The 11955-nt window shown below is 56.8% G+C and carries 11 protein-coding genes; 5 read left to right on the top strand and 6 right to left on the bottom strand.

The window, feature by feature from the left end:
- Positions 1–689: alpha/beta fold hydrolase (locus tag K1Y02_21115; protein ID MBX7258877.1), on the top strand; the 689-nt coding region annotated here is incomplete at its 5' end.
- Between the two features lie 18 nt (positions 690–707).
- Here K1Y02_21115 and K1Y02_21110 read toward each other — a convergent pair.
- The 5 genes from K1Y02_21110 to K1Y02_21090 form a co-directional block, all read right to left on the bottom strand.
- The gene (locus K1Y02_21110; protein ID MBX7258876.1) at positions 708–2186 is read right to left on the bottom strand and encodes a glycosyltransferase; all 1479 of its coding nucleotides are present in this window, start codon (positions 2184–2186) and stop codon (positions 708–710) included.
- 17 nt (positions 2187–2203) lie between these two features.
- A complete protein-coding gene (locus tag K1Y02_21105) occupies positions 2204–2425 on the bottom strand; it encodes a zinc ribbon domain-containing protein (GenBank protein ID MBX7258875.1) in 222 nt (73 codons plus the stop codon).
- A gap of 170 nt (positions 2426–2595) precedes the next feature.
- On the bottom strand, positions 2596–5088 hold the full coding sequence (locus K1Y02_21100; protein MBX7258874.1) for an alpha-galactosidase: 2493 nt from the start codon (positions 5086–5088) through the stop codon (positions 2596–2598).
- 14 nt (positions 5089–5102) lie between these two features.
- Positions 5103–6728 (bottom strand): hypothetical protein, encoded by a 1626-nt coding sequence (locus K1Y02_21095; protein ID MBX7258873.1) that lies wholly within the window; start codon positions 6726–6728, stop codon positions 5103–5105.
- 36 nt (positions 6729–6764) lie between these two features.
- Positions 6765–7103 carry a hypothetical protein gene (locus tag K1Y02_21090; GenBank protein MBX7258872.1) on the bottom strand — a complete coding sequence of 113 codons (339 nt, stop codon included), beginning with the start codon at positions 7101–7103 and terminating at the stop codon, positions 6765–6767.
- A 272-nt stretch (positions 7104–7375) separates the two neighbouring features.
- Between K1Y02_21090 and K1Y02_21085 the strand changes: the two genes are divergently transcribed.
- The 4 genes from K1Y02_21085 (at position 7376) to K1Y02_21070 (ending at position 11158) form a co-directional block, all read left to right on the top strand.
- Entirely contained in the window at positions 7376–8662 is a 1287-nt protein-coding gene (locus K1Y02_21085; GenBank protein ID MBX7258871.1) for a Gfo/Idh/MocA family oxidoreductase, read from the top strand.
- Between the two features lie 136 nt (positions 8663–8798).
- Positions 8799–9455 carry a DUF1080 domain-containing protein gene (locus K1Y02_21080; GenBank protein MBX7258870.1) on the top strand — a complete coding sequence of 219 codons (657 nt, stop codon included), beginning with the start codon at positions 8799–8801 and terminating at the stop codon, positions 9453–9455.
- A gap of 38 nt (positions 9456–9493) precedes the next feature.
- Positions 9494–10507, top strand: coding sequence for a Gfo/Idh/MocA family oxidoreductase (locus tag K1Y02_21075; protein MBX7258869.1), 1014 nt, complete (start codon positions 9494–9496; stop codon positions 10505–10507).
- 120 nt (positions 10508–10627) lie between these two features.
- A complete protein-coding gene (locus K1Y02_21070; protein ID MBX7258868.1) occupies positions 10628–11158 on the top strand; it encodes a hypothetical protein in 531 nt (176 codons plus the stop codon).
- Positions 11159–11325: 167 nt separating this feature from the next.
- Here the strand turns inward: K1Y02_21070 and K1Y02_21065 are convergent, their stop codons facing one another.
- Entirely contained in the window at positions 11326–11784 is a 459-nt protein-coding gene (locus K1Y02_21065; GenBank protein ID MBX7258867.1) for a DUF1569 domain-containing protein, read from the bottom strand.
- Between the last annotated feature and the right edge of the window lie 171 nt (positions 11785–11955).

The raw sequence follows: 11955 nt of genomic DNA, 5'->3' as shown, positions 1-11955 counted from the left end.
CAGAGCAACGGTATGTCGTTGTATTGCCAACGGATTTCAAGGCGGATGCTCCACACGATGTTCTGATTGCGTTGCACGGGCATGGCTCTGATCGCTGGCAGTTTGTGAATGATACACGGGACGAGTGTCGGGCCGCGCGCGACGTGGCGGCGGCTCGCGGCATGATCTTCGTGTCACCCGATTACCGCGCAAAGACTTCGTGGATGGGTCCGAAAGCGGAAGCCGATCTGGTTCAAATCATCGATGAACTGAAAGCGAAGTACACCGTGAAGCGGGTCTTCTTGACCGGCGGCTCGATGGGTGGGTCGAGTACATTGACGTTTGCGGCCCTGCACCCCGAGCTCATCGCGGGGGCTGCGTCCATGAACGGCACCGCAAATCATCTGTTGTATGAGAACTTCCAGGACGCGATCCGTGAATCGTTCGGCGGGACGAAAGCGGAGATTCCCCTCGAGTATAAGATACGCAGTGCCGAATATTGGCCGGAAAAATTCACGATGCCCGTGGGCATTACCGCCTCAGGTAAGGACGAGTCGGTGCCGCCCGACAGTGTCGTGCGTCTCGCCAAAGTACTCAAGGCCATGAATCGCAACGTATTGCTTATTTTTCGCGAAGAGGAAGGACACCAGACTAAATACGACGATGCGAAGGCAATCGTGGAGTACGTGATAGACAGGGCCGCGAAGTGACTGGTTGCGTAAGGTGGTTCACAGTTCCGGCGTGTTCGCGACTTGCCAAGCATCGATTCCATTGCGGACTTGCTGGCAGTTCTCGGGCAGCGTCCGAAACGTATCGTCGATTACTTGTGACAATGTCGTGCTGCGTTTGCAGGCGGCGAGCAATGCGACCCGTTCGCCGGGAACGACTTCGTCGGCCAGCAGCGCCAATCTGAGAACAAGGCCAAACGGCACAAGCCATCGCCGTAACGCGAGCGCGTCAATCTGCAAATCGAGCGCTTCGAGTTCCTGGGGGCGGGCCACGAGCAGCAACGTTTCACCATCGCGCAGTTTGCGCGCGGATCGCTCAATCATCTCCGGAACGGCAGCCGTCGGTGCGCCTAACGCCGACACGACAATGGCATCGGCGCGCTCCGCATCGCCTATAACCACGCGATGTGGCGAACGAATACCGCGCCAACTCGCATTGTCCAGCCCGGCACCAACCACCGACACGGTATTCACACCCAACGGCAATGCCGCGGCCAACGGGGACTCCTCGATCTCGCTACTGCGTGTGGTCCGCGCCATGAGTCTCTGCACCGAATCCACAATGTAATCCGCGCGGTGTCCGTACGTGTGATGTTCCAGCGCGATCGCGCGCGCGGCCTTCTTGATACGCTGCCGCAGGTCATCGTCGGCGAGATAGCGGCGCGTCTGGCGAATCAAATCCTCTTCATCGGAATAAGCAACAAGATGCTCTCCGTTATTGAAGAGATCGAAAAGCCCGTTCTCCTCGGCTTGTGAATTGGTCAATGTGGCGCATCCCATGCCAAGAGCTTCAAAGATCCGCATATTCACGTCGTTCACGGCGCTGTGGTTAAACGTGAGCTTACCCGCGCAACACAGCGCGCACATGGTTGGACCGAACAGGGCGGTCTTTCCGATGAATTTCACTTCGCGCTGCAACCGTTGTATAAGCTCCATCCGCTGCTGATGGATGGGCAGCGAAATGGTACCCGTGAAAGAGACGTCGGCGCGCGGTTCCATCTCCACGGGAAAGTGTTGCTCGGGATTAAACGCGAGCGGCAGCCATTCAACGTTCCCCGCCCCCATCGCGCTGAGACGCGGGACAAATGATTTCTGCGCGGCAAATACAAGGTCGTAGTGGAGTGCATCCAGATAGTCGCGCGGGCTTTGCCACGTGTCGATGCTCAGATAGACACGCGGACAAGCAATTCCCGCGAAACTCGGGCACAGAGGCGTTCCCGCCATGGATATGGCGACAATCAGATTAGGCTGCCATCTCGTTGGAAGGACTTCAACGAGTTTGATAGAAGGATCCAGTTCGGATTCAACGTCAGTCCGCGACGCGGCGGCGTCGAGATGTTCGAGTTGAAATGAGCGAAGTGTGTCGTCTGAGATATTGGGTCCGACGACGATAACCTCATGCCCGCTTGAGCGAAATGCGGCAATGTAGTGCCGGGTCCAACCGTACGGTTCACCTTTTGTTAATATACAAATGCGCATTCGCTATAGGGTGCCGCTCAATTGTAGGGGCAGCCGCCGCCCGCCATCTGGCAGCACGAACTGGCGCCGCACGGTGAGGGCGCGGGCGAAGAAGACGCGCCCGTCATGGGTGCGAAGGCGCTAAGCTGCTTCGTGAGTTTCGCGGACCCGCACGAGGGGCACGTTGGAGTTTCGCTGCCGCGAACAAGTATCTCGGACTCGGTGTGGCATTTCTCGCAGACATAGCCGAACAAGGGCATGGGATTTCTCCTCGGATTCAAAGTGACTCAAAGCGCCTTCAACGACCAGCCCCGTGACCTTGCATGAAGCCATGGAGTGGAACCGCAACGTAGCTTAATGGTACCAAGCCGGACTCTATTCCGGCAAGAATGGGGTCCATCCCGGTGCGTCTGCCAGCCATCGATTTACCTTACTTTTGTGGCGAGAAGCGACACACATGGGCGGTGCCGGGGTGAAGCGAAATGGTATAGCCGGACTCCAACTGCGAGCCAGTTGCCTCCGTCTGTTTGCCAGACATTACGTCTTCCAGCGTATAGGTCGCACCGGTATTAAGTCCGGACAGCTTTACGTCGGCGGATGCATACGGGGATGCTGGCTGACGATAGACGGTGAAAAAGCCATTCCCCGTCTCCGGATCGATGAACTGCCAACCGTTCCACAGCTTGCGGCTCGTGTCCTGATCGAAGAGCGGATAGTAGTCTTCATTGATGAAACTGCGCACCGTCTTGTATGCGGCGACGGCCTTCGTAAGAAACGCCGTTTGTTCGGGGGCCAGAGTGCGGTAATCAAGTCCAAACGCGAGGGGTCCCGCGAATAGTGCCAGGACCTCTCCTTCAGAGTTGAACTTGCAGTAATTCGTGTTCAGCAAGCCGCCCGGCAGAAACACGTTTGCCCCGGTTTCATGGAATCGCATAAGGGCTTGGTCCATCGTGTCGTCGCTCTTCCAGAACGTGTGCCCACGTCGGATCGTCTCCAAGTCTATGCGCCGTCCGCCGCTGGAGCATTGTTCGATGAGCAGACCAGGGTGTCGGCGCATGAGTTCGTCGAGCATTTCATAGAGACCGTTGATGTAGAGTGCCTGCTTCAGTCCCTTCTCTTCTTCTCCTTCGGCGCGCGTCCAGAAACGGAGCGAATTTGCGTTAAAGTCGTAGCGAATCCAGTCAACTCCGACCTCAGAAATGATATTGCTCATCATGTCGAGGATCAGGGTGCGGACAGCGGGGTTACCAAGGTCCATAATGTGGCGTTCATAGTCAACGTCGCCAGGTTGCGGGGTGCCGCCTAGCAAGAGATCGGAGTGCTCACGCGCCCATCGTGTATCCCCGGATACGCGCTCGGGTTCAAACCAAAGCCCAAATTTCATTCCGAGACTGTGGACATGGTCAGCAAGCGGCTTGAGACCATTGGGAAACTTCTCGACGTTCACGGTCCAGTTGCCCACGCCGTACGGGAAATCGCCATCAAACCAGCCTGCATCAAGACAGAAGTACTCAATACCCGTCGGCGCGGCAAGGCTAGCCAACTCCTTGAGCATAGGTTCGTTCACTTTGTTGGTAAACGTGAACCATGAATTGAAGGATACAGGCGGGTCGACGGGTTTACCATCGAGGTGCGCTTGATAGCGGTTGCGAAGCAGCGAGCGCAAAAGGTTCGAGCCGGTGCGTTCGTCGCCTTGAAATGGGATGAGCAGTGCTGTCGGCATAGAAATGGATGTTCCTGAAGGAAGGCGAAAGTGTACGGGGTCCATGCCTGATACAAAGGTTGCTTTCCAGTTTTCGAAACGGCCTTCGGCTTTCCATTGGCCGGACCATCCAAGTGCGGACACTACACCCCAGGCGTCGCTGAGACCCGTCACCATATAGAAGGGAAGATCTCCATTGCTGGAGCGGCCGTCTTCCACGGTGAGCACCTTCCGTCCCAGCGGCGTCGCCGTCACGGCGAAGCCGGGCGAATTCTCCAAGGTTCCCGTCGTACCGCCAGTACCCGACCAAAGTACAGCTTTGTGGTCGCCCGCGGGCATCGAAAGGTGGATGCTGTCGACGGCGCTAATCACACCGCTGAGAGAGGATCCGGCGTTTGCGAAGTGCCATTGTAGTTCAACTGAAGCGGGCTCCGGATGAACTTCTGCCGTCAGTGTAGCCGTAAAACCTGTGTTAGGTTCCGTCCACGCGCTAACGCGTTTGGCTCCTTGCGTACCAGTGGTGTGTTTCCAGGTGGGAAACAGTTGCCAACACGGGGTGTCATTGTAGATGAAGACGGTGGGAGGACTGTCGATGATTTTGCCTGGCATGTCGTTTACAGAGTCTGAGAGGTAGTACTTTGAGCCGTCTTTTGCTGCCAACACGGCATCGGCCCAGTCCGCTTGGTCGTAGTTGATTCCGTCGCCGGCGTCGCGAATCAGGAGTTCAACCATCTTCGCGCCGGACAAATCTACATCGACGGGGACAGGCGCATCGCCGCCGCGACATAAGGGTGAGTGAAACCGTTCGGCACCGTCGACGAGAACGATGAACTCCACCGATCCTTTGTTGCCGGCGGTATCGTTGTTGTTGTCGATGCCAACGGCTGCTGTGAATCGCGCGAAGGGATCGTTGAGTTGAATCTCAATCCGGCCGTTGGCATGTGCGCCAATTCCCTTCTCGAAGGTCTTTTCGCCGACACGCAACGGCGTTAAGGTGTGGCAGCAGCGGTCGGCGGTGGGCTTGGCATAGTCCTGCGAAGCAGAAACGATACTCAGCGACGGAGGCTTCGTGTCTGTAGATGTCTGAGATGTCTCGAAACCACAGTCGCGCAACACCTGCTCAATTACTTGTGGGGTATTTGCCTCCGCGTGAGCGGAAATAGCCAATAGAGTACCGAGCAGGACTATGCTCTGCGTACGCAATGCCTTTGAATACCGCATACACAACTCCCCCATCATTCCATCCAGAACGAGTACAAGCTTGCCGATTTCAGGCAGAATTCCAACTGTATCTCCTGCCCGGAAAGCGATGCTATGTCGGCTCCATCTTTCCACGTTACTTCCGCTCGTACGCGATCACCCACAACGGGAGTGCAATCAGAATCTGAATAGCCGCGAATACTCCGTCCATCCTTGCTCATCAATTCCACTGTCACTTGGCCCTTGGCCGCGGCCGCGTTGATGTATAACCGTTTCCCGTTGAGTTTGAACGGCCTTGTAGTTAGTGAACCTGCGAAATAACCGCTATCGAGCGAGACGAACCCGTCGCGGCGGAGCACCGCGAGGCAGGCCGCGCCCCAACCGTCCTTCAAATCGGCGCGTTCTTCGTCAGTCAGTGTTGCGGGGTCGCGCGGAGAACCATCCTTATTGAGTCCGTAGTTGGAGTCGCGCCACTTCAAGCCGCTGTAGTAGAACCAGAGCTCATCGTCTTTGACGAGCGGCGCGTTGGCGGCAAGGATTTGCGTACGGTCGTAGACGCCGATGCGCCCCTTCTCGATACCCGAACACTCGATGAAGGGTTTGCGGTCGCCGAGGCGTATCCACGAGTTCAGATCGCGGCTGGCGATTAGCTGAATCTCATGAAATCCGTCAGTGTTGTTGCGCTCGGGAAGGCAGGTCGCGGTCGGGTAATACATGCTGGGGAGGCCGATATAGAAGCCCTCATAGGTGAAGACGCCGACGTTGTAGACCTCTGCGCGCCAGATGGGTTGATGCATAAGCCCATCGTTGGGAACCGGAGTCACCGCAGGATTGGGTTCGACAAAGAACGGTCCTAGCATGTTGGGATTGTTGAGGCGGCGATTGATCACATCGGGGGCCATCTTCTGGTCAATGGCATCCGCGCCAAACAGTAAACGGTTAGGCGTCCAATGTTCAAAGTCGGTGCTGGTAGCAATGGAGAAGGCACGTCCGTATTCGTTGCCGGTCTTCACAATCGCACAATATTGTTTGTGCGCGCGGTCATGGAGAAGATGACCTTCGTCGCTTGAGGGAATCACGGCATCGCCCAGCGGGGACCAGTGAATGCAGTCGGGGCTGACCACGGGCCTGCGGCGAGTCGCGCCCATGAGTCCCTTGTAGCGGTGCGCGGGGTTGGGATCGTCCGGATCGTAGACGAAGCCTTCCATCGCGTTTTCGGGCCACGCAATCTCTTCGGGTATGGCGATCCAGTTGTTGTCTTTGGACCCGAGGGCTTCCACCAGGCCCAGATTGGGTTTGTCCCAGTGCAGGCCATCTTTTGAAGTAGCGAGGGCAATTCCAAAGCTGTACTTCGGGTCACGGGCGCAGGCGAAATAGAGAATCTTGTAAACGCCCTCCTCGGGTATCCAGACGGGCTCACCGCGTATCTGGATGAGATCCCCGTCCGTCGGGATGTCGGGCTTCAGAACGGCGCCGCGCTTTTCGGGTTGATGCATGGTGCGGGTCAGGCCGCTCATCTTGGCAATTACCGCATCATCCAGAAACAACTGCCTTGCTCCAGGCTCCAGGGCAATTGGAGACGGCGCGTCTCCCGCAGCTTGCCCCCACGCAGAAATTGCCACAAGTACACCAACAAAGAACAGCCGGATTGCAGTTGACATAATCCCCCCTTAAGGATTTTTCCCGTATAATCGATATCACATGAGCGTTCGAATGAACTGTGCGATCTTCCTCAATTGCGCGTCATCCATGTGGCCGATAACGTTCTTGACGATCGGACACATTACACCCAGCATACTCGAAAGGCCAATCTTGGCCGAGCGTTGCACAACGGGCTTCATCTTAACCATCTCCATGGGTGTGAGAAAGAAATAACTCATCCCCGCTTGGGTCAACTCCACAACGAGTTCACCCAGCGCCTTTCCGTGCTCGGCGGCGTTTGAACTTTGCTCAAGATCTTCGAGGACGCGCAACGTGCGTGTGCGGAGACGTCTTGAATGGAAGAACCGTATCGAGGGATTCGAGTAAGTGGGCATCGTCCGATCTCCTACAAGCGAACGCCGGGGTGCGTGCATCTGCGGGGTTGATCATACCGGACGGTACGCCTAAGATGTAGGGACGTCGCTCGTATCTGAGGGGGGAGAGCGCGTTCTGTCAATTGCATGGAAGTTGCCACGCATTTCGCGTCGCGTGCCTGCGGAACGCACCTTGGGTTGCTCTTCTCTCCCGGTCTAAATGGGTACCTACACCCACTAATCGTTGGACTCCGTCCTCGGCGCGTATGGGGACGCAAACAGGGGAGCAGGGCATGAGATCGAAACGGAGACTGAGCCGGCGGTCGTTTCTGAAAACGGCGGGCGCGGCGTTCGCTTTCCCCGCGATAATCCCATCGTCGGCACTAGGGGCCGATGGAGCGGTCGCGCCAAGCGAAAGAATCGTGATGGCAGCGATTGGCACCGGCGGGCAGGGCATGGGCAACATGGGCAACTTCCTCGGCCGAAAGGAAGTGCAGATGGTTGCGGTGTGCGACGTGGACACGAGCCATCGCAACGCTGCCAAAGAAAATGTCGACAAGAAGTATCAGAACAGCGACTGCCAGGCGTACAACGATTTTCGCGAGATAACCCGGCGTGACGATATCGACGCCGTATGCATCGGCACACCCGATCATTGGCACGTAATCCCGGCCATCGACGCGGCAAAAAACAAGAAGGACATTTACGTCGAGAAGCCACTCACTCTGGCCATTGGCGAAGGGCGCGTGCTGAGCGACGTGGTTAAGCAGCATGGCCGAATCCTGCAGACCGGCAGCCAGCAACGTTCTTCAGAGTATTTCTGGAAGGCGGCCATGCTTGCGCGCAACGGAAAGCTGGGAACGATCAATCAAATCAGCGTAGGCATTCCCGGCAACAACAAGGAGTGCGGTCCATCGTGGACACCGCAGCCGGTGCCCGAGGGGTTCGATTATAACATGTGGTTGGGGCCCGCGCCGTGGGCTGAGTATCACCCGTTGCGCTGCCACTATACGTTCCGGTTCATTCTCGACTATTCCGGCGGCCAAGTAACGAACTTTGGCGCGCATCATCTCGACATCGCGCAATGGGCGCTCGACATGGATGAGTCGGGACCCGTGGAAGTGTCGGGTAATGGCGCGTTTCCGGAAACCGGTCTCTTCACTACGGCGACCAAAGTGTTCTTTGAATGCACGTACGCGAACGGCGTGAAGCTCTACTGCAAGACCGGCGGGCCGAACATCCAAATCGAAGGTTCTGAGGGCAGCGTGCGCGCGAGCCGAAAGAACGTGACGTCCAATCCGGCGTCGTTGTTGGAGGCTGATTTCTCGGCGTTTGAGACGCAGCTTTACAGGAGCAACGACCATCACCAGAACTTTCTGGAGTGCGTAAAGTCGAGAAAGCAACCAATCTGTACCGCGGAAGTGGGTCATCGTTCCGCGACTGTGTGCCACCTCGGCAACATCTCCATGCAGTTGGGGCGCACGTTGAAGTGGGATCCGAAGGCTGAGAACTTCGGTGATGACCAGGAGGCAAACTCGCACGTCCTGCGCGCCATGCGTGAGCCATGGTCGTTGGCGTAACTGCAGGGAGAACAGCGAAATGAACGCGATGCATACCATCTTCTCCGCGGCAGCGGTCGCCCAGGCCGCAGAGAAAGCTTCCGCGGGGCAAAAGGAACAGAAGCCCGCAGTAGATCCGGACGAGCAGGTTCCTCCGATGCCCGAGCACTGGGTAACGTTATTCGATGGAAAGTCGATGGATGGCTGGACACAACGCGGCGGCACGGCACCGTATCACGTCGAAGATGGCGCCGTGGTGGGTACAACTGTCCCGGGCCGTGAAGAGAATGGCAAGATGGTTTCGGGAACGGACAACTCGTTCCTGTGTACGAATCGAGTCTATGGGGATTTCATCCTTGAGCTTGAATTCAGAGTGGACCAGGGCATGAACTCGGGTGTACAGATTCGCAGCAACAGCTACGCGGGGTATCACGACGGACGTGTGCACGGCTATCAGGTAGAGATTGACCCTTCTGACCGTGCGTGGACCGGCGGAATCTACGATGAAGCGCGGCGCGGGTGGCTGTTCAAGCTGGAAGGTGACGACAAGGCGCGGGCACGCGGCGCATTCAAACAGGATGAGTGGAACAAGTTTCGGATCGAAGCGCGCGGCGACAACATCAAGACATGGGTGAACGATATCCCCGTGACGGATCTCGACGATTCGATGACATTGCGAGGATTCATCGCGCTACAAGTCCATTCTTCAAAGTCCAAAGAAACCAAGCAAGTTCGCTGGCGTAACATTCGCATTCAGGATTTCGACAGAGCGAATACAGACCCTATTCCGTATAAAGAGCAACGTAAGGACTAGCGGGGTTCAGAGAACCCATGGGAGCACAACAGATGAGATTGCACAGGGTGATTCTGGTAGTGGCAATTGGCTTAGCGGCCGCACTGATCCCGTTTGCGGGCATTGCCCAGGCAGACGATCTGAAGATCGGCATCATCGGAACGGACACTTCGCATGTGGGCGCCTTCACGGAGTTGATCAATAACCCGGACAATCCGAAGCATGTTCCGGGCGGCAAGGTGATTGCGGCGTTCAAAGGCGGCAGCCCCGATGTCGAGTCGAGCATCACGCGCGTAGACAAGTATGCCGAGGAAATCCAGACCAAATACGGTGTGAAGATCGTGGACAGCATTGAAGAGTTGTGCACGATGGTCGATGCCGTGTTGCTTGAGAGCGTAGACGGAAGGCCGCATTTGGAGCAGGCCAGACCGGTCTTTGCGGCAAAGAAGATCATTTACATCGACAAGCCCATCGCGGGCACACTGAAGGACGCAATCGAGATCTTCCGTTTGTCGAAGGAAAGCGGCATACCGACGTTCTCGTCTTCGTCGTACCGCTACTATCCGAGCATGCAAGAGGTGCTGGGCAAGGACGTTGGCGCGGTGCGCGGCGCCTTGTCGTATGGCCCTGCCACGCATGAAGAGCATCACCCCGGTTTGTTCTGGTATGGCGTGCACGCCACCGAGGCATTGTTCACGGTCATGAAGACGGGCTGCGAGACGGTGGTTCGCACGGAAACACCGGAATTCGACGTGGTGACCGGCACGTGGTCGGGGGGGCGCATCGGTACGCTCATTGGCTTGCGCACCAAAGCCACGCCGCACCAAGTCACCATCTTCGGCGACAAGGCTGTTGCACAGCAGCAAGAGAATCCTGATGACTCCTATGCGCCGCTTGTGGTCGAAATCATGAAGTTCTTCAAGACCAAGGTTGCGCCTATTACGCCGCAAGAAACGATTGAGATGTTCGCGTTCATGGAAGCCGCCGACGAAAGCAAACGCCAGGGCGGCGCTCCCGTGAAGATCGAAGACGTGCTCAAGAAGGCACTGGATGGAAAGCCGCTGCCTTATTGACGGCAGGTCTTCCTGAGAGTATATCGTCTTCATCCGCAGGGGCGGCCACTGGCTGCCCCTTTATCGTGTCAAGTGCGGGGGACAAGTTGGCTTGATGTCACGGCCGAGAAAGGAGTCGAAATGGTAGCTCGCTTTGAGTTTACGATCGACGATCTAGTCGACACGCAACTTCGCCTCTTTAACCGTTCTCGGCACTACTATTTTGCTGCATGGCAGGGAGCGGGGTTGCTCGGCGCCTTGGCTGGGATCGCTATCTACGTCTTTGGCGAAGGTGAACTATGGGCTCGTGTCGGAATGGCCATCTTCGTCTTCGTATTAGTCGCCGGCTACTGCGTGAGGGAAAGCTCAAGAGGGCGGCGGATTCGTGCTGTGAAATGCTATCGGGAATTATTGGGAACAGATGGGCCCTTTATCTGCGAAGTTGAAATCCGCCCCGATTGCCTGATCACAAGACAATTGGAGTGCGAGATGAAGCATTCATGGACCGCCGTCAAGGAAATCAAAGATTCGGAGGACTGTATCGAGTTTCTAATCCATGCGGGGTGGCATACTGTCGTACGAAATCGAGCGTTCGCGACCGAAGAGATGCGTCGCGCCTATCTCCAAATGGCTCGGGAATTCTGGGAGAGGGCCTGTCACGGGAATTCCTAGTACGGCTGCAGGCTTTGTCTTACCCTACTGTACAGTGCACGTGCCATGAGATTGGCATGAAGCCAGTTCAGGGAGGAGCGTCTTTTCAATCCAGGGATCTTCGCGTATTACCTCGCCGCCAAGCCCTTCCGCTCCCCTTCGACTCTCTATTCTGCAATTGAGTCGCACTACGCGCCGAATTGGTTCAGGTGGTGGGTAAAGTGCGCGACGTGAAACTTGCGCCAGGACTTGGCTGACAATTCTCCGAAGAACGGGTGGATTCGCGACGCGAGATTACCGGACTCGGCTTGCGACAGATACTCGTCGAGCGTCTTCTTGAGCGATTCGAGGTCGCCATCCCGCAGCACCACCGGTCCTTTGCTGCCAACGCGTCGCGGGATGCGCACGTTGTGCGGGATGGCGACGATCTGATTGATGATGAGCGTCCGAAAGATCGTGCGCGTCTTCCAGTTGCCTTTGAAGAGCATATCGGGACCTTCGCCCATGGTATAGCGCACGACATCGGTCAGATGACCGAGAATCTGCGGTAGTGTGGAAGTACCCCACTTGGGTTTGGTGTCGAGGGAAAGCGCGGACAGGCGTTGGATAATCTCGTCTGCGTACTGCCGGGTCATCATGCGCGGCATGGCGGTAGCCTCCGAATTGAGTGGACAGCCCATTCAGACTACGAGACTGCAGGACGGCTGAGTATATATCAGCGCGATTGCGCGGCGTTACCGGGGTTCTCCGAATACGGCTTGCCAGGAAACGCGGAGGTTAGCGCGTTGCCATGCGCTGAGGTAATTGCGACTATGCGG

This window comes from Candidatus Hydrogenedentota bacterium (assembly GCA_019695095.1).
GTDB lineage: Bacteria > Hydrogenedentota > Hydrogenedentia > Hydrogenedentales > SLHB01 > JAIBAQ01.
This window is presented reverse-complemented; position numbering and strand designations above follow the sequence as displayed.